Here is an 18,252-nt window from a genome sequence, read left to right as displayed (position 1 = left end):
CGGAATCAGGTCAATAACAAGGGAGGCGCCTCCGCGCCCGCGCTGATCGCCGGCCGCGGCAGGGAAATGCCGGCGTGGCCACCCCGCGGCCTGCATCCGGACCAGACCGCAGCGCGGTCTGCCGCGCTGCCCGGCCCAACGGGCGGCGGCGGCCTCCGGCAGGAGGGCGCCGTCCGCCGGACGGGAGTGCCCCGCCGATTTCATGCCGCGCGCTCCGGACGCGCGCTGTCTCAAGCGACCGAGACCAGCTCGACGTCGAAGACCAGGTCCTTGCCCGCCAGGAAGTGGTTGGCGTCCAGCGTCACGGTCTCCTCGGTGACCTCGGCCACGGTGACCGGCAGCACCTGGCCCTCGGGGCTCTGCATCTGCAGCTGGGTGCCGATCTCCAGCGGGATCTCCGCCGGGATGCCTTCGCGCGGGATGGCCTGGCGCGCGTTCGGGTCGGCCGGGCCGTAGGCGTCGGCGCAATCTATGTTCAGCGTCTTCTTTTCACCCGGCTCCATGCCCTGCAGCCCGGCGTCCATGCCCGCGATCACCTGGCCTGCGCCTACGGTGAATTCCAGCGGGTCGCGTCCCTCGGAGCTGTCAAAGACGGTGCCGTCCGTCAGTTTGCCCGTGTAGTGGATGCGCACGGTATCGCCGTTTTTTACCCCGGTCATAAGACCTCCAATCGGTTTTGCTTCGGGTTTCAAAGCAGAGCAGCCTATAGATCATAGCCCGGATGTAAACCCGATTGCCGGGAAGAGCCCGGAGGCGCGGATTGCCGCTGGTGCAGCTGCGGGCTTTTCGCTTAGCCTGCCGCAGGGAGAGCCGCGCCAGCGGAGGGCGGCAAAGAAACAGCACGCACCAGACAGGGAGTATACCGCGCATGCCCATCACCACCTGCATCTTCGACGCCTACGGCACGCTGTTCGATGTCGCCGCCGCCGCACGGCAGGCGGCCGCAGAGCCGCAGTATGCCGCATCACTGGAACGCTGGCAGGCGCTGGCGCAGCATTGGCGGCTGAAGCAGCTGCAATATACCTGGCTGCGCGCGATCACCGGCGCGCATGCGGATTTCTGGCAGGTCACGCAGGAGGGGCTTGACTGGGCGTTGGAGGCCGAGGGGCTGGATGGCGATGCTGCCCTGCGCCAGCGGCTGCTGGACCTCTACTGGCAGCTCGAGGCCTACCCCGAGGTGCCGCAGATGCTTAGGGCTCTGAAGCAGGCGGGCCTGAACACCGCGATCCTGTCGAACGGCTCCCCCGCTATGCTCGATGGCGCGGTGCAGTCGGCGGGGATCGGCGATCTCCTGGACGCTGTGCTTTCGGTCGAAAGCGTGGGGATCTTCAAGCCCGATTCGCGGGTCTACGACCTGGTCGGCCAGCACTTTGGCTGCGCAGCCGGCGAGGTGCTGTTCGTTTCCTCGAACGGCTGGGACGCGGCGGGGGCCACTGGCTACGGCTTCACCACCGCCTGGGTAAACCGCGCCGGGGAGCCCGTGGACCGCCTGCCCTGGCGGCCCGCGCATGTGCTCGAGGACCTCACCGCGATTCCGGACCTGGCAAAGGGGTAAGCGCGGCATGCCGTATTTCGAGAGCTCCGACGGGCTGCGGCTGTTCTACACCGACAGCGGCGCCGACAGCGCGGAGGCCCTGCCGCTCGTCTGTCTTGCGGGCCTCACCCGCGATAGCCGCGACTTCCGCTATTTCGCGCCCCACGCACAAGGCCTGCGGCTGATCACGCTGGACGCCCGCGGCCGCGGCGGCTCTGAGTACGCAAATGACTTCCTCACCTACAACGTGCTGCGCGAGACGCAGGATGCTGTGGAACTGCTCGACCACCTCGGCCTCGCGCAGGCCGCGGTCCTCGGCACTTCGCGCGGCGGGCTGGTGGCGATGACCCTCGCGGCCACCGCGAAGGCGCGGCTCTCGGCGGTGGTGCTGAATGACGTAGGGCCGGTGATCGCCCCCGGCGGCATCGCCCGCATCATCGACTACGTCGGCCGCAGGCCCGCCGCTAGAACCCACGCGCAGGCTGCCGCCACGCTGCAGGCGCTGATGTCCCCGGCTTTTCCGGACGTGCCCCCCGCCCGCTGGCTGGAGGAGGCGCAGGCCTTCTACGACGAAACCCCCGATGGGCTTGCCCTTCGCTACGACCCGAGGCTGCGCGACGCGCTGCTGGCCCAGGCCGAAGCCGGGCCGCCGCCGGATCTCTGGCCGCTGTTCGAGGCGCTCGACGGTCTGCCCTGCGGCGCGCTGCGCGGGGCCAATTCCGATATCCTCGATGCTGACACCTTCGCCGAGATGCAGCGCCGCCTGCCTGGCCTCAAAACCGCCGAGGTGCCGCGCCGCGGCCATGTGCCCTTCCTCGACGAGCCCGAAGCCCTCGCCCTCATCTTTTCCGTGCTGGAGACCGCCCGATGACCTCGCTTGCCATGATCGAAGCCGCCGCAAAGCGGCTCAAGGGCCACGCCCGGCAGACCCCGCTCTTGTCCTCGCCCGACCTCGACGAGATCGCGGGCCGCCGGGTGCTGGTGAAGGCGGAATGCCTGCAGCACACCGGCTCGTTCAAGTTCCGCGGCGGCTGGTCGGCGGTCTCGGCGCTGAGCGAAGAGGCACGGGCGCGCGGGGTGATCGCCTATTCGAGCGGCAACCATGCCCAGGGCGTCGCCGCGGCGGCGCGGGCGCATGGGGTGCCCGCGCTGATCGTGATGCCGGAGGACGCGCCGCGCCTGAAGATCGACAACACCCGCGCGCTGGGGGCCGAGGTGGTGCTTTACGACCGCGCCGGCGGAGAGAGCCGCGAGGCGGTGGGGGCCAGGCACGCCGAGGCGCGCGGGCTCACGCTGATCAAACCCTATGACGATCCGCAGGTGATCGCGGGCCAGGGCACCACCGGGCTGGAGATTGCCGCCCAGGCGGCGGCGGAGGGCGTGACCTCGGGCGACGTTGCCATCTGCTGCGGCGGCGGCGGGCTCTCGGCCGGGGTGGCGCTGGCGCTGGAGGCCCATGCGCCGGGGCTCAGGGTGCGCACCGTGGAGCCCGAAGGTTTCGACGACGTGGCGCGCTCTCTGGCAGCCGGCGCGGTGCAGCACAATGACCGGCCCTCCGGGTCTCTCTGCGACGCGATCCTGACGCCCGCGCCGGGCGATCTGACCTTTCCGGTGCTGCAGCGGCTCTGCGGACCGGGGCTGGCAGTCAGCGACGGGGAGGCGATGCGCGCGGTGGCGCTGGCCTTCCTGCGGCTGAAAATCGTGCTGGAACCGGGCGGCGCCGTGGCGCTGGCGGCGGCGCTGTTCCGTCCAGACGCCTTCGAGGGCGATGCGGTGATTGCCATCGCCACCGGCGGCAACGTGGATCCTGCGTTGTTTTCCGAAGCGCTCTCCCGCCTCCTCTGATCCCCCAAATCCACGAACGGGCGCGATCCGGCGCCGGAAAATTGAGAAATTTTCCGGCCAATTTTCTTGCTTCAAGAAAATTGCCGCCGCCTGCGGCCACCCCCAGGCTTTGCCTCCCGCCGGCGGTGGGGGTAGAGTGCGCGCCAAAGCAAATCAGCGAGGCCATTCATGCAGATCGCAGACCTGGGCGATGTCCGGCTCCACTACCGTACCGACGGCGACCCGGAAGGTGCGCCGCTGGTCTTTGCCAACTCCCTCGGCACCGATCTGCGGATCTGGGACGCGGTGGTGGCCGCCCTGCCCCCGGGCCTGCGCATCATCCGCTATGACCTGCGCGGCCATGGGCTGTCGGATTGCCCGCCTGCGCCGTATTCCATGGGCGCGCTGGTGCGCGATGCCGAGCGGCTGCTCGATTTCCTCTCTGTGCGCGACTGCATGTTCGCCGGGCTCTCGATCGGCGGCATGATCGCGCAGGGGCTCGCGGTGAAGCGGCTTGACCAGGTGCGTGCGCTGGTGCTCTCCAACACCGCCGCCAAGATCGGCACGCCCGCGATGTGGCAGGAGCGCATCGCGCAAGTGCAGGACGGCGGCATGGAGGCGCTGGCCGATGCGGTGATGCAGCGCTGGTTCTCCCGCGCCTTCCTGGAACGGCCCGATCTTGCTTTGTGGCGCAATATGCTGCTGCGGCAGCCGCCCGCGGGCTATGCCGGCTGCTGCGCCGCCATTGCGGGCACCGATTTCTACACACCGACCAGCGGCTTGCGCCTGCCCTGCCTTGCCATCGCAGGCAGCGAGGATGGCGCAACGCCCGCCGATCTGGTGCGCGAGACGGCCGAGCTGATCCCGGGCAGCCAGTTCCACCTGATACGCCGCGCGGGCCATCTGCCTTGCGTCGAGCAGCCGGAGGAATTTGCCGCAAGGCTCACCCGGTTCCTGAAGGAGACCGGGCACATTGGCTGACCTCCTTCTGATCCACGGCTCCTGCCACGGCGCTTGGTGCTGGCGCGAGTTGATCCCGGCGCTGGCGGCGCGCGGCCACGGCGCGCGGGCCATCGACCTGCCGGGCCACGGCGACGGGCGCGATCCGGCCTCCGTCACCCTCGCGGAAACGGCCGAGGCCGTGCGCGCGGCCTCGACGCCGAGGACCATCGTGCTGGGCCATTCCTGGGGCGGCTTCCCGATCTCCGCCGCGGCCGAGCTGGACCCGGGCGCGATGCGCGGGCTCATTTACCTCTGCGCTTATGTGCCGAAGGACGGGATGTCGCTGATCGGTATGCGCAAGGCGGGCCCGCAGCAGACCCTGGGCGGCGCGACGGTAAAGAACGCGGCGGAAACCGCCTACAGCTTCCGGGCGGAGACGGCGCCGGAACTGTTCTACCACGACTGCCTGCCCGAGGCCGTGGCCGACGCGCTGGAGCATATCTGCCCGCAGCCGATCCGGCCTCAGGACACGCCCATCGCGCTTGGCAAAAATTCTGCAAGCGTGCCCAAGGCCTACATCCGCTGCACCGGCGACCGGGTGATCCCGCCGGAATACCAGGCCCAGATGGCGGCCGGGCTGCCGCCCGCGATGGTGCATGATTTCAACACGTCGCATTCGCCATTCTTCGCGGACCCGGAGGGGCTGGCGGCACTGATCACACAGATAGTGAAGGACCTCTGATGCCAGGATCACTTTTCGACAGCCAGCTCTATGGCGGGCTTTTTGATTGCGGCGAAGCGGGGCGGCTGTTCTCGGACGCGGCGGAGCTGCGTGCCATGCTGCTGGTCGAGGGCGCGCTGGCGAAGGCGCAGGGGGCCGCCGGTGTGATCCCGCGGGAGAGCGCCGCGGCGATTGGCCGGGCGGTGATGGAGATCGCAATTGACCCCGGCGTGCTGAAGGCGCCCGCGGCGCAGAACGGCGTCCCGGTGCCCGGGCTGGTCGCCGCCCTGCGCGCCGAGATGAACGCGCCGGAACATGCGCAGTACGTGCATTGGGGCGCCACCTCGCAGGACATCATGGACAGCGCGCTGATGCTGCGGCTGCGTCAGGTGCTGGCGCTGGTGGAGGCGGACCTCTCCTCTGCCGTGCGGTCGCTGGGGGCGCTGGCAGAGTTGCACGCCAGCCTGCCGATGCCCGGGCGCACCTACGGCCAGCATGCCACTCCCACCAGCTTTGGGGCGGTGGCGGCGGGCTGGGGGACGCCGCTTCTGGCCCTGATCCAAGAGCTGCCTGCCCTGCGTGAATCCTGCCTCCTGGTGTCGCTCTCTGGGGCTGCCGGTACCGGCAACGCGCTGGGGCCGAAGGCGGCAGAGCTGCGCGCGGCGCTGGCGAAGGGGCTGAACCTCGGCGATCCCGGCCGCAGCTGGCATACCGACCGCACGCCCATCCTGCGTATCGCGGACTGGCTGGTGCGCGCAGGGCTGGCGCTCGGCAAGCTGGGCGAAGATTGCACCGCGCTGGCCCAGACGGGAATTGCCGAGGTTTCGCTGGGCGGGGCGGGGGCGTCCTCCACCATGCCGCAGAAGCAGAACCCGGTGGCGCCTGCCGTGCTCACGGCGCTGGCGCGGCAGGAGGCGGGGCTGCTGGCGACCCTGCAGGCTGCGGCGATGCAGCAGCACCAGCGCGACGGCGCCGCCTGGTTCACCGAGTGGCTGTGCCTGCCGCAGATCGTGCTCGGCACCGCTGCCGCCGCGCGCGCCGGGGCCGCGCTTTGCAAAGACCTGCAACCGCGCCCCGAGGCGATGGCCGCCGCACTGGACGGGCATCAGGGCCTGATCCATGCCGAGGCGCTGAGCTTCGCGCTCGCCGCCGCCATGCCAAGGCCGGAGGCGCAGGCCGAGGTCAAGCGCCTCTGCCAGGAGGCCGCCGCAACCGGCGCATCCCTGAAAGAGCTGGCGCAGGCGGCGCATCCTGGTCTTGATACCGAGGCGCTGTTCGACCCGGCCCGCCAGCTTGGCCTCGCGCCGCAGGAAGCCAAGGACTTCGCGGCAAAGGCGCGCGTGCTCAAGTCCGCCGGGGGCTGAGCCCCGGGGCTGCCCTGGCGCAGTCACCGCATAAACGCAGGAAAGCGCCGCAGATGCGCCGGTTTCCTGCTTGCAGCCGCGCGCCCGCCGCGCCACCCTGCCGCCAAACAGGGAGGTGTTCATGCAGACCATCAAAGCCGCCGTCTGCCGCGCGTTCGGCGCTCCGCTGGAAATCGAAGAGGTATTGCTGGCCCCGCCCGGGCCCGGCGAGGTCGAAGTGACGCTGGACGCGGTGGCGATCTGCCACAGCGACATTTCCTATGCCGAGGGTGCCTGGGGCGGGCATCTGCCAGCCGTCTACGGGCACGAGGCCGCGGGTGTTATCACCGGCCTTGGCGCAAACGTCCATGGCTTCTCCGAGGGCGACAGCGTCGTGGTCACCCTGATCCGCAGCTGCGGCAGCTGCCCCTCCTGCGCGTCCGGCCGCCCGGTGATCTGCGAGACGCCCTACGACGGGGTGAACGGCCCCTTGCAGACCGCGGACGGCGGCGCGCTGGAGCAGGCCATGGCCTGCGGCGCCTTTGCCGAGAAGGTGGTGGTGGACCAGCGCCAGATCGTGAAGATCGCTGCCGATATCCCCAAGGACGCCGCTGCGCTGATCTCCTGCGGGGTGATCACCGGCGTCGGCGCCGCGGTCAACGCTGCCGGGGTGCGCCCCGGGCAGGACGTGGTGGTGATCGGCGCGGGCGGCGTCGGGCTCAACGCGATTCAGGGCGCCCGCATTGCCGGAGCCCGCCGCATCGTCGCGGTCGACATGAGCGCGGAAAAGCTGGAAGCCGCGCGCGAGTTCGGCGCCACCCATGGCGTGCTGGCCTCGGAGGACAAACCCTGGAAGGCGGCGCAGCAGGCGCTTGGCGGCCGCGGCGCGGATGCGGTGCTGGTGACCGTCGGCGCCATCCCGGCCTATGAGCAGGCGCCGCGCTACCTCGCCCGCGGCGGCCGCGCCGTGATGATCGGCATGCCGCATTCCGGCGCCAAGGCCAGCTATGAGCCGGTGGTGCTGGCGGCCGTGGGCCAGGGGCTGATCGGCTCCAAGATGGGTGACGTGGTGATCCAGCGCGACATACCCTGGATGGTCGACCTCTACCAGCAGGGGCGGCTGAAGCTGGACGAACTGATCTCCGGCCGCTGGTCTTTGGAGCAGATCAACGAGGCGATCGCCGACACCAAGACCGGCGCGGCGCGGCGCAACGTGATCCTGTTCGGCGGGTCCGGCGCGAAGGGGGCCTGAGCCATGCTGCGCTTCCTGCTCGACCTCTTCAAGCCGGAGGCGGTGCAACCCGCCCAAGCAACCTCGGACACGTCGATGCTTTTCGCCGGGGAAGAGATCGGCCCCTTCCTGACCCGGCTCGCCAACAATCCCCGCTTTGGCCTGCCCGGAGACCTCGCGGCCTCGGTTGCCGGGGCGCTGCCGGAGCTTGCCGAACAGGAAAGCCGCCGCTGGCGCATCGACGGCGCCTTCGACGGCGCGCCGGCGGAGTTCGGCATCGAAGTGATGATGGAAAGCGGCGGCGAGGCCGATGTCGTCTTCTTCGCGCCGCAGGCCGCAGTGGATGAAATCAACAAGGAACTGGCCGTGTTCGACGCGGCATCGGAGCGATAGCGCATGAAACTGCAAGACCTCGACGTCATCGTCACCGCACCGCCCGCGCCGGGCTGGGGCGGGCGCTACTGGATCCTGGTGAAGGTGACCACCGACACCGGCATCACCGGCTGGGGCGAATGCTACGCCGCTTCGGTCGGCCCCGAAGCGATGACCCATGTGATCCGCGACGTGTTCGAGCGCCACATGGCGGGGGAAAACCCGGAGAACATCGAACTGATGTTCCGCCGCGCCTATTCCTCGGGCTTCACCCAGCGCCCCGACCTGACCGTGATGGGGGCGTTCTCGGGGCTGGAGATCGCCTGCTGGGACATCCTGGGCAAGGATCGCGGCCGCCCGGTGCATGCGCTGCTCGGCGGCCGGATGAACGGCCGCATCCGCGCCTATACCTACCTCTACCCGCTGCCGCAGCATGATATTACCGCCTTCTGGAATTCGCCCGAAATGGCGGCAGAGGCGGCGGCGCAGAAGGCGAGCGAAGGCTTCACCGCGCTGAAGTTCGACCCGGCAGGCCCCTACACGCTGCGCGGCGGCCATATGCCAGCGATGTCCGACATCACCCAGTCGGTGGCCTTCTGCAAGGCGATCCGCGAAGCGGTGGGCGACAGGGCGGACCTGCTGTTCGGCACCCATGGCCAGTTCAGCACCGCGGGCGCGATCCGGCTGGGCCAGGCGCTGGAGCCCTATTCGCCGCTCTGGTTCGAGGAGCCGACCCCGCCCGACAACATCGAGGACATGGCCCGTGTCGCCCGCAGCGTGCGCATCCCGGTGGCAACGGGCGAGCGGCTTACCACCAAGTCCGAATTCGCCACGGTGCTGCGCACGGGTGCTGCAGAGATCCTGCAACCTGCTCTGGGGCGCGCGGGCGGCATCTGGGAGATGAAGAAGGTGGCGGCGATCGCCGAGGTGTTCAACGCGCAGATGGCGCCGCATCTCTATGCCGGGCCGGTGGAATGGGCGGCGAACGTCCACCTCGCCGCCTCGATCCCAAACATCCTGCTGCTGGAAACCATCGAGACGCCTTTCCACGACCGGCTCATCAAAGGGTCGATCCGGGTGGAAGGGGGCTTCGTCACCCCGCCGGAAACCCCAGGACTTGGCATCGAGGTGGACGAGGACCTGGCCCGCGCGCATCCGTTCACCGGCAGCGGCCTGCACCTCAACATGCAGGAAGCCCCCTGCGACCACGCAAACGGTAATGCCTTCACCGGCGGCGCGCCGATCCAGACCGGCTGAGGGGCTGGCCGCTGCAGGCTGACCCGGCGCGGCGATGCAGCAGCGGGAGGCTCCCGCCTCCGCGTGAACCGCTGGGGCTGCCCGTGCACCGCTGGCGGGTTTGGGCTTCGCGCCGCGCCCATCCGCAGCGGGCAATCTCAGATTGCCGGGGCGCGGGCGGGGGCTTCCCCTGCCCGCGCCCCGGGACGGGTCAGCCCTCGGCGCGGACCTTCTGGGTCTGAACGCCCAGGCCCTCGATCTCCAGGCGCATAACGTCGCCGGGTTTAAGGTAGACCGGCTCCGGCTTCATCCCCATGCCCACCCCCGGCGGCGTTCCGGTGGCAATCACGTCGCCCGGGTGCAGCGTCATCAGCTGGCTCAGGTGGGAAATGATCTGCGCGACTGAGAACACCATGGTGCTGGTCGTGCCGGTCTGTCGCCGCTCCCCGTTCACGTCGCAGGTCAGCCACAGCGCCTGCGGGTCCGGCACCTCGTCACGGGTGACAAGCCACGGGCCGATGGGCCCGAAGGTGTCGCAGCTCTTGCCCTTGGTCCATTGCCCGGTGAGCTTGGTCTGAAAGTCGCGCTCCGAGACGTCGTTGATCACGCAGTAGCCGGCCACATGCTCGAGCGCTTCCGCATCGGTCACATATTTCGCGGCGCGGCCGATCACCACGCCGAGTTCGACTTCCCAGTCCGACGCAACCGAACCGCGCGGCAAAATCACGTCGTCATCCGGCCCCACGATGGAGGACGTCGCCTTCAGGAACAAAATCGGATGCTCCGGCACCGCCATTCCTGCCTCGGCGGCGTGGTCGGAGTAGTTAAGCCCAATACCGAGAAACTTGCCCGGATTGCCGACACAGGGCGCCAGGCCGGGGGTGCCTTCGACCCGGGGCAGCGCTTCCGGGTCCAGCGCCGCCAGCCGTGCCAGCGTCGGGCTGTCCAGCGTGGCGCCGGTGATGTCGTGCACATGCGCGGAGAGATCGCGCAGCGTGCCCGAGGCGTCCAGAAGCCCGGGGCGGACCCCATCTCCGGTACGGTATCGCAGCAATTTCATGTGCCTATTCCCTGTCCTTCTCTTGGTCTTTCATATTCCCTGCCGATCCCCGTCAGGTCGAGACATAGCCCGCCACCACCTGCAGCAGCTTGAAAGCGGTGGAGGCGTCGTTCTCGACCACCGCGAGGAACTCCTCCTCGCCGATGCGCAGGCAGCGGAGACCGGTTTCCGCCACCATGGTGAGCGAGCGCGGCTCTTGCCGGATCAGGCCCAGTTCCCCCACCAGCCGCCCCGGGCCGACCCGGGCGATCAGCCGGTCTTCCTGGCCCTCCTGGGGCAGGTAAAGCCCGGCCTCTCCCTCCAGGATCATGTAGGCGCCGTCGGTGGCGGCATCGTCCTTGTGGAAGACAACCTTTCCCGCCCCCGCCTTGTACCAGCGCGCACCAAATGCCAACAGCCGCAACTGGCGCCGGTTCAGCCCCGAGAACAGCTCGGTCTGCTCCAGTGCCCGCAGCTTGCGCGCAAGGTCCTGGCTGGCGGCGCCATCCGCAACCGCTGCCTCCTCCGGCTCGCCGCTCACCAGCCGGCCCTGGCGAAGCTCGAAGAAGGCGTCGAACACATCCGGGTCCTGGAAGCTGGAGGCAAGGTAGATCAGCGTGGTGTCCGGCAAGAGCTTGCGCAGGTTCTTGTGCACCGCGATCCGGGTCTCCAGATCGTAGCTTGCCATCGCATTGTCGAGAATCAGGATGTCCGGCCGCTTGATGGTGGCGCGGGAGAAGGCCAGCGGCTCGGCAAAGCTTGCAGGCAGCCCCTGGCCGCCCACCGCCACCGGCAGCTCAAATATCAGCTCCACCACCTGGCCGCGCAGCCCCTCGCGGATCATCAGGTCGGACACCAGCGAGCGGACATCGTCCGCCTTGGCCCCGGCGGTATCCGACAGCTTGCCGAACAGCGCGTTCTCCAGCACCGTCAGACCGGGCGCGAAACTCTCCTGGTCGAAGGGCTCGAACACCCCGCCCAGCGTCTTCAAGAGCCCCGGCGCGTACTCGCGGCGGAATTCGAGGATGCGCTCCTTCATGCTGTCCTCGAAGGCGGGGCCGATCTGCTCGGCGGAGATCGTAAATGGCACCACCAGGAGCTGCGCAAGCTCCTCGCGGGTGAGCGAGGCGGTATCGCCCGAACCGGTCCTGTCGACCAGGGCTAGCGCGTTCTCATAGGCGATCACATCAAGCCCCAGCTTGCGGAACAAGGGGTGGCCGGTACCGTCGATGCCGAAGATCTGGCGCAGCATCTCCAACACATCGCGGGTCAGCGCAATCAATGCCTGGTCCAGCCCGAGCTTCTTCAGCCGGTCGAGGAACTCCTCCTGCTCGCGGATCACCTCCTCCGTGAGCGCAGTGCGCGAAACGGCGAACAACAGGTTCTCCGCCACCGGCAGAGCCGGGTTGTAGCGCCCGGGGTCGAGAAAATGCACGTGCGCCTCCAGCCCCGCCTCACGCACTGCTTTCTGCATGGCGGGACGCAGCTCGACCAGACGCTCGGCCAATTCCTCATGTTCGGCGGGGTCGAAGCGCTGCTCCACCGCGCGGCGGAACAGCGCGGTGTCGGAACCGATCCCCTCCACCAGTTTCAGCCACCAGGCGCGCAGCTCCGCCTCGCTTTCAAACCCGGCAATCCGGGGGTCGAGCCAGGGCGCGTCCCAGGGGTCGGGGCTATTGCCCGCCTGAACAGCGGCCTGCAGCCGCGGCGCGTCGCTGCCCTCCCCTTGCGGCCTGGTGCGCACCGGCATCATCACGTTGTCGCCGAAAGATCCCTGAAACAGCACCGGACGCGAGCTCGCAAGGCCAATGCGGGCCGCCAGCACAGTCTGGTGCAGGCTGCGGATATCGTAACCCGCGATCGTCATGTCGCCGGAGGCGGGCAGGGTTTCGCGGGTCAGCAGTTCGGCCAGCGCCCTGCGGTCTTCGTCGGAAGGCGCGGCGATGCCGATCACCTTGCCGGCCGGGAAGGTCGCGGTGAGATTCTCCAGCACCAGATTGCCGTCGCCATCGCGCACCGAGACCTCCTCCAGCTCGATGTCGCCCCGAAGGCGCGGCATCTCCTCCGGCTCGCCCATCATGTGCTCTTCGTCCACCATGCCGGGCGGTGCGAAACGCTCCAGGATCACGTCCCAGCGCAGCGTCATGTCCTGGGTCTGATTGTAGTAGGTCAGAAGCTCCTTCCAGGGCGCGGCCAGGTCCTTGTAGGCCGCCAGCGCCGCCACCAGCGCCCCCAGCGAAACCTTGCCCTGCAGCACCAGGTAGCCGCCCACCGCGTAGAAGAAAAAGGGCGTGAGCTGGGTTATGAAGTTGTTGAGAAACTTCATAAAAAACTTTTTCTGGTAGATCTGGAAGCGGATATCGTAGAGCTTCCCCAGCCGCTCGGTAATCACCGCCATCCGGTAACGCCAGCCGCCGTTGGTGCGCAGGGTGGCGGCGCCGGCGGCGCTTTCGCCGATCTCGGTCGCCAGCCCGCGCACTTCCTTGATGCGCACCTTGTTGAGCTTGTTGATCTGCCGCTGCAGCATCGGGATCAGCCAGCCCTGCAGGGGGATCAGAGCAATCGCCGCAAGGCCGAACCAGACATTCTGCACAAACAGGAAGAACAGGATGGTCAGCATCTGTCCCGCCTGCAGCACCGGCTGGCTGACCATGTCTCCCATGAGCCCGCCCATCGGCTCGGACTCGGAGGTGATCATGGAGACCAGCTCGCCCTGGCTCACGCGGTGGAAATAGGGCTGAGGGAAGCGGATCACCCGGCCGATCAGCTGGTAGCGGAAACGGCGCAGCATGCGCTCGGCCAGCACCCCCTTCATGGTGTTGATGCGCATCTTCAGCAGACCGTGGCACAGCACCGAGACCAGGAAAGCCCCGCAGAGGAGCCACAGGAACGTGAGCTGATCAAAGCTGTAGCCCAGGACCGTGATCACGTCGGTCTCGGCGCCGATCGCATCGTTGATAATCCGCTTGGGCAGCTCCAGCGTCAGGTACAGAAGCGGAAACAGGCAGGCGGTCACCACCAGCAGCACCAGCTGGTCGCGCTTGGAGTATTTCCAGATGAAACGGAACAGCGAGCGTTCTATGGGAAAGCTCCAGTCTGGCAGCTGCGGGTCGGGCTGTCCCATGGGTAGCGCGCTTTAGCCATGACAGGCAATGGCTCCTGCCACCCCCTTTTGCCCGGCGGGTCCCGTAGCGGCATCTCCGGGGCGGAGCATTTGCCAGCCCGCGAAAAATCCGTAAGGTTCCAGAAAACTGCCGCTTCGGAGGTCACTAGGTTTGCCCGAATACGTCGGATCCGTTCTGCTCCTGCTCTGCCTGCTGCAGATCAAGCACATGTTTGCCGACTTCTTTCTGCAAACCCCGAAGATGCTGTCGGGGCGCTGCCGCTATGCCCATGCCGGGCGCGCCCAGCACGCGGGCGTGCACGTGATCGGATCGGCGCTGGTCTTTATCCTCTTCAGCGCGCCGGCCGTGTTCATCCTGGTGCTCGCGGTGCTGGAATGGGTTGCGCATTTTCACATCGACTTCGGCAAGGCGCGCTATTCCGAGATGAAGAAACTCACCCCGCAGCAGGCGATGTTCTGGCAGGCGATGGGCGCCGACCAGGCGCTGCACCAGTTCACCTACCTCGCGATGGCGGCGGCCTGGGTGAAATTCGCGGCCATGTGACCTGGCCGCCCGCACCGGGGGTCCAACCCGCAGACGCCCGGAGTATTTCGGGAAGGTGACAGGCGGGCGCCGCTCTTTCATCTTGCCCGAAATACTCCCGCCGGAGGCATGCGCCGCAGGCGCATTACCAGGGAACCAGCGGGCGGCCCTGCTTGATGCTGCGCAAAACCACATTGGTTTGTGCGCTGGCGACCGCGGGCAAACGGAACAGAAAGCTCTCCAGAAAGCGGTTGTAGGCTTCGAGATCCGGCGCCAGCACCCTGAGGTGGTAGTCGGCCTGCCCAGTGGTGGCGTAGCAATCCTGCACCAGCGGGCTGTTTTCCACCGCGCGGATGAACTCCACCAGCTTGTCCGGGTCGTGCCGGGTCAGGTGCACATGCACGATGGCGTGGAACTGCAATCCCAGCTCGGCCGGGTCAACCACCGCACTGTACCGCCGGATGACGCCCGCGTCCTCCAGCGCACGCACCCGGCGCCACAGCGCAGAGGGCGACATGCCCGCGGCTTCGGCCAGCTCGGCATTGGTGATGCGGCAGTCCTCCTGCAGGAGGGCGAGGATGCGGCGGTCGCGGTCGTCGAGGTCCATTTTGCGGGTGTTTTATCCAATTGAGAGGCGTGTGGCGGATAACCTAGCCACAAACCCCCGATATGCCAGCAAAATGGGGCAATTATTTCCAGCGCGCGGGGATTATCTTTCCGGCAAACCGTTATAGCACGCAAGGAGTCCCTCGCGATGACCGAGCTGAGCCACGATTTCCGCAGCTACAAGCTGGACGACCGTTACGAAATGACCAAGGGCCGGGTGTTCCTCACCGGCACTCAGGCTTTGGCCCGCATCATGCTGGACCAGGCCCGCCGCGACCGCGCGGCGGGGCTCAATACCGCGGGCTTCGTCTCCGGCTACCGCGGCTCGCCCCTGGGCGGGGTCGATCTGGAGTTCTGGCGCGCGGAAAAACGGATGCAGGAAAACCGGATCAAGTTCATGCCCGCGGTGAACGAGGATCTGGGCGCCACCGCGGTGCTCGGCGCGCAGCAGGCGGTGCTGGACCCGCAGTGCGAGGTCGAGGGCGTCTTCTCCATGTGGTACGGCAAGGGGCCGGGCGTGGACCGGTCCGGCGACGCGCTGAAGCATGGCAACGCCTATGGCTCCTCGAAGAAGGGCGGCGTGCTGGTGGTGGCGGGCGACGACCACGGCTGCGTCAGCTCCTCGATGCCGCATCAGTCGGACGTGGCCTTCATGTCCTGGTTCATGCCGGTGCTGAACCCGGCCGATGTGTCGGAATACCTGGCCTTCGGCGAATACGGCTTTGCGCTGTCGCGCTACTCGGGCACCTGGGTAGGCTTTAAGGCGGTCTCGGAAACCGTGGAAAGCGCGCGCTCGGTCGAGCTGCAGCCGGACCGCGAATTTATCTACCCCGAGCTGCCCGACTATCCCGGCGGGCTGCACATCCGCCGCGCCGACCTGCCCTCGCCGGAGATCGAGACCCGCATCCAGGCCAAGCTCGACGCGGTGCGCGCCTTTGCCGAGGCGAACCCGATCGACAGGCGCATCTACGACATCAAGGACGCGCGCTTCGGCTTTGTCTCCACCGGCAAGGGGCATCTCGACCTGATGGAGGCGCTTCGGCTCCTGGGCCTCGATGAGGCCGCCTGCCGCCGCCTTGGCATCGACATCTACAAGGTCGGCATGGTCTGGCCGCTGGACCGCTCCGACGCGCTGGAGTTCGTGAAGGGCAAGCGGGAGGTGCTGGTCGTCGAGGAGAAGCGCGGCATCATCGAGAGCCAGTTCAAGGAAAATTTCTACGACTGGCCCGGCAGCAAGCCGGAGAAGATGGTGGGCAAATACGACAGCCAGGGCGAACCGCTGATCCCCTGGACCGGCGAGCTGAGCCCGCTTCTGCTCGCGCCGATCGTGGCGGCGCGGCTCGACAAATTCTTCCCTGAGGAAAACCTGCCCGCCAAGGCGGCGGCCCTCCAAGCCGAGCCGCCGAAGGTGCTGAACGTGCCCGGCGCCACCCGCACGCCCTATTTCTGCTCGGGCTGCCCGCACAACACTTCAACCAAGCTGCCCGAGGGCTCCAAGGCGTTTTCTGGCATCGGCTGCCACGTGATGGCAAGCTGGATGGACCGCGAGACCGCGGGCTACGCGCAGATGGGCGGCGAGGGCGTGCCCTGGACCGTGGCCTCGCAGTTCAACGGCGGCAAGCATGTGTTCCAGAACCTGGGCGAAGGCACCTGGTATCACTCGGGCTCGCTGGCGATCCGCCAGGCGGTCGCGGCGGGCACCAACATCACCTACAAGATCCTGTATAACGACGCGGTAGCGATGACCGGCGGCCAGCCGGTGGACGGGCCGGTCTCCGTGCATGGCATCGCCCAGACCTGCCGCGCCGAGGGCGTGGAGCGGATCGCGCTGGTCTCCGACGAGATCGGCAAGTTCCGCCGCAGCGAGTTCCCCTCCGGCACCAGCTTCCACGACCGCGCCGATCTGGACGCGGTGCAGCGCGAACTGCGCGAGGTGAAGGGCGTTTCCGTCTTGATCTACGAGCAGACCTGCGCCACCGAGAAGCGCCGCCGCCGCAAGCGCGGCAAGATGGAAGACCCGGCCAGGTTCGCCTTCATCAACGATCTGGTCTGCGAGGGCTGCGGCGATTGCTCGGTGGAATCCAACTGCCTCAGCGTGGAACCGAAGGAGACGCCGTTCGGCCGCAAGCGCAAGATCAACCTGTCGACCTGCAACAAGGATTTTTCCTGCCTGAACGGCTTCTGCCCCAGCTTCGTCACCGTCGAGGGCGCCACGCGGCGCAAGAAGCAGCCGGGAGGGCTGGATGCGGCGAAACTCACCGCCAAGCTGCCCGCGCCTGAGCTGCCGCCGCTCAAGGAGCCGTTCGACTTGCTGGTCACCGGCGTCGGCGGCACCGGGGTTGTCACCGTGGGCGCGCTGATCACCATGGCGGCGCACCTTGAGGGCAAGGGGTCGAGCGTGCTCGACTTCACCGGCTTTGCCCAGAAGTTCGGCACCGTACTCAGCTACATCCGCCTCTCGGCGGGCCCCGAGAGCCTCAACCAGGTGCGCATCGGCGAGGCGGCGGCGGATGCGGTCATCGGCTGCGACGTGGTGGTGAGCTCGGCGCCCAAGGCCTCGGTCCATTACCGCCACGGCACCAAGGTAGTGCTGAACCGGGCCGAGATGCCCACCGGCGACCTGGTTCTGCGCCGCGATGCCGACCTGATGGCGGGCGTGCGCGAGAAGACCATCGCCGGGGCGGTGGGGCCTGAGAACCTCTCGGGCTTCAACGCCAACGAGGCGGCGGAGAAGCTGATGGGCGATGCGGTGCTCGCCAACGTGATGATGCTTGGCTTTGCCTGGCAGAAGGGACTGGTGCCGGTGAGCGCGGGCGCGCTCGACCAGGCGATCGAGCTCAATGGCGTGGCGATCGAAAAGAACCGGCTGGCCTTTGCCGTCGGGCGGGCGATGGCTGCCGACCCGAAACTGGTGGCGGAATTCTACGAGGAGGAGCCGGAGAAGACCGAGACGCTTGACGCGCTGATCGGCCGCCGCGCCACCTTCCTCACCGGCTATCAGGACATGGCCTATGCCGAGCGCTACACCGCGGCGCTGGAGCGCTTCCGCAAGGCTCTGCCCGGGGCGGCACAGGAAGAACTCACCGCGGCGGCCGCGCGGTCGCTGTTCAAGCTAATGGCCTACAAGGACGAGTACGAGGTCGCCCGGCTGCTCACCAGCGAGGCCTTCGCGCATCAGCTGGAAAGCGAATTCGAGGGCGATTTCACGGTGAAGTACCACCTCGCGCCGCCGCTGCTCAACTGGAAGAAGGACGCCCGCGGGCGGCCGAAGAAGCGCGCCTTCGGCGCCTGGCTGCGCCCCGCGCTGAACCTGATGGCCAAGGGCAAGCGCCTGCGCGGCAGCGCCTACAACATCTTCGGCTACCACGAGGAAGCGCGTCTGCACCGCGACCTGCTGGCCTGGTACGAGACAGTGCTGGAGAAGGTCGCCAAGGGCTACAGCGCACAGAAACACGACGCCTGCCTCGCAGTGCTGAGAGCGCCGATGGAGATTCGCGGCTATGGCCCGGTGCGGCTGGAGGCGGCGCGCAAGGTGCGGGCGGAAGCCGGCATGCAGCTCTCCGAGATCTGAGGCCGGTTGACGAAACGACAAAGCAAGGGGGCGCAGCACGCGCCCCCTTTTTTACCCGCTGCGGAATTCCCCCGGCGCGGAACAAGGGCGAAGCCCGCCGCGTATCGCCGGCGCGCCCCCTCGCGGCGGAGATTTGGCTGAGGCTGGGCGGCCCCCAAAGAAGTCGTACGGACTTGGCAGACATAA

At 67.9% G+C, this 18,252-nt stretch carries 15 protein-coding genes; 11 read left to right on the top strand and 4 right to left on the bottom strand.

From position 1 onward, the window contains the following. Positions 1-230 precede the first annotated feature (230 nt). A complete protein-coding gene (locus ACOHWE_RS08635) occupies positions 231-659 on the bottom strand; it encodes an FKBP-type peptidyl-prolyl cis-trans isomerase (RefSeq protein ID WP_420665690.1) in 429 nt (142 codons plus the stop codon). Between the two features lie 209 nt (positions 660-868). Here ACOHWE_RS08635 and ACOHWE_RS08630 point away from each other — a divergent pair, with 209 nt between their 5' ends. The 9 genes from ACOHWE_RS08630 to ACOHWE_RS08590 all read left to right on the top strand — a co-directional run bounded on the left by ACOHWE_RS08630 (position 869) and on the right by ACOHWE_RS08590 (position 9,224). Beyond that, on the top strand, positions 869-1,555 hold the full coding sequence (locus ACOHWE_RS08630; protein ID WP_420665689.1) for a haloacid dehalogenase type II: 687 nt from the start codon (positions 869-871) through the stop codon (positions 1,553-1,555). Positions 1,556-1,562: 7 nt separating this feature from the next. Further along, positions 1,563-2,405, top strand: coding sequence for an alpha/beta fold hydrolase (locus tag ACOHWE_RS08625; RefSeq protein WP_420665688.1), 843 nt, complete (start codon positions 1,563-1,565; stop codon positions 2,403-2,405). Then, a complete protein-coding gene (locus ACOHWE_RS08620; RefSeq protein ID WP_420665686.1) occupies positions 2,402-3,379 on the top strand; it encodes a threonine ammonia-lyase in 978 nt (325 codons plus the stop codon). The genes ACOHWE_RS08625 and ACOHWE_RS08620 overlap by 4 nt, the downstream gene beginning before the upstream one ends. A gap of 168 nt (positions 3,380-3,547) precedes the next feature. Further along, positions 3,548-4,339 (top strand): 3-oxoadipate enol-lactonase, encoded by a 792-nt coding sequence (gene pcaD, locus ACOHWE_RS08615; protein ID WP_420665685.1) that lies wholly within the window; start codon positions 3,548-3,550, stop codon positions 4,337-4,339. Then, on the top strand, positions 4,332-5,042 hold the full coding sequence (locus ACOHWE_RS08610; protein ID WP_420665683.1) for an alpha/beta fold hydrolase: 711 nt from the start codon (positions 4,332-4,334) through the stop codon (positions 5,040-5,042). Before pcaD ends, ACOHWE_RS08610 begins: the two co-directional genes overlap by 8 nt. After that, positions 5,042-6,385, top strand: a complete 1,344-nt coding sequence (locus ACOHWE_RS08605; protein ID WP_420665681.1) for a class-II fumarase/aspartase family protein — start codon at positions 5,042-5,044, stop codon at positions 6,383-6,385. The genes ACOHWE_RS08610 and ACOHWE_RS08605 overlap by 1 nt, the downstream gene beginning before the upstream one ends. Before the next feature lie 121 nt (positions 6,386-6,506). Continuing rightward, the gene (locus tag ACOHWE_RS08600; protein WP_420665680.1) at positions 6,507-7,616 is read left to right on the top strand and encodes a Zn-dependent alcohol dehydrogenase; all 1,110 of its coding nucleotides are present in this window, start codon (positions 6,507-6,509) and stop codon (positions 7,614-7,616) included. Positions 7,617-7,619: 3 nt separating this feature from the next. Next, the gene (locus ACOHWE_RS08595; protein WP_420665678.1) at positions 7,620-7,988 is read left to right on the top strand and encodes a hypothetical protein; all 369 of its coding nucleotides are present in this window, start codon (positions 7,620-7,622) and stop codon (positions 7,986-7,988) included. A gap of 3 nt (positions 7,989-7,991) precedes the next feature. Further along, positions 7,992-9,224 (top strand): mandelate racemase/muconate lactonizing enzyme family protein, encoded by a 1,233-nt coding sequence (locus tag ACOHWE_RS08590; RefSeq protein ID WP_420665676.1) that lies wholly within the window; start codon positions 7,992-7,994, stop codon positions 9,222-9,224. Between the two features lie 190 nt (positions 9,225-9,414). Here the strand turns inward: ACOHWE_RS08590 and ACOHWE_RS08585 are convergent, their stop codons facing one another. Next, on the bottom strand, positions 9,415-10,263 hold the full coding sequence (locus tag ACOHWE_RS08585) for a fumarylacetoacetate hydrolase family protein (protein ID WP_420665675.1): 849 nt from the start codon (positions 10,261-10,263) through the stop codon (positions 9,415-9,417). 52 nt (positions 10,264-10,315) lie between these two features. Next, positions 10,316-13,366, bottom strand: a complete 3,051-nt coding sequence (locus ACOHWE_RS08580) for a cyclic nucleotide-binding domain-containing protein (RefSeq protein ID WP_420665673.1) — start codon at positions 13,364-13,366, stop codon at positions 10,316-10,318. A 151-nt stretch (positions 13,367-13,517) separates the two neighbouring features. Here ACOHWE_RS08580 and ACOHWE_RS08575 point away from each other — a divergent pair, with 151 nt between their 5' ends. Further along, positions 13,518-13,910, top strand: coding sequence for a DUF3307 domain-containing protein (locus ACOHWE_RS08575; RefSeq protein ID WP_420665672.1), 393 nt, complete (start codon positions 13,518-13,520; stop codon positions 13,908-13,910). Positions 13,911-14,034: 124 nt separating this feature from the next. Here the strand turns inward: ACOHWE_RS08575 and ACOHWE_RS08570 are convergent, their stop codons facing one another. Beyond that, positions 14,035-14,496 carry an Lrp/AsnC family transcriptional regulator gene (locus ACOHWE_RS08570; protein ID WP_420665671.1) on the bottom strand — a complete coding sequence of 154 codons (462 nt, stop codon included), beginning with the start codon at positions 14,494-14,496 and terminating at the stop codon, positions 14,035-14,037. 147 nt (positions 14,497-14,643) lie between these two features. Here ACOHWE_RS08570 and ACOHWE_RS08565 point away from each other — a divergent pair, with 147 nt between their 5' ends. Further along, positions 14,644-18,066 (top strand): indolepyruvate ferredoxin oxidoreductase family protein, encoded by a 3,423-nt coding sequence (locus ACOHWE_RS08565; protein ID WP_420665670.1) that lies wholly within the window; start codon positions 14,644-14,646, stop codon positions 18,064-18,066. The last annotated feature ends 186 nt before the right edge of the window (positions 18,067-18,252 follow it).

The organism is Cribrihabitans neustonicus, from assembly GCF_048820895.1.
GTDB classification, from domain to species: domain Bacteria; phylum Pseudomonadota; class Alphaproteobacteria; order Rhodobacterales; family Rhodobacteraceae; genus Cribrihabitans_A; species Cribrihabitans_A neustonicus.
Note: the sequence above shows the minus strand (reverse complement) of the source record. Positions and strands in the feature narration are given on the sequence as shown.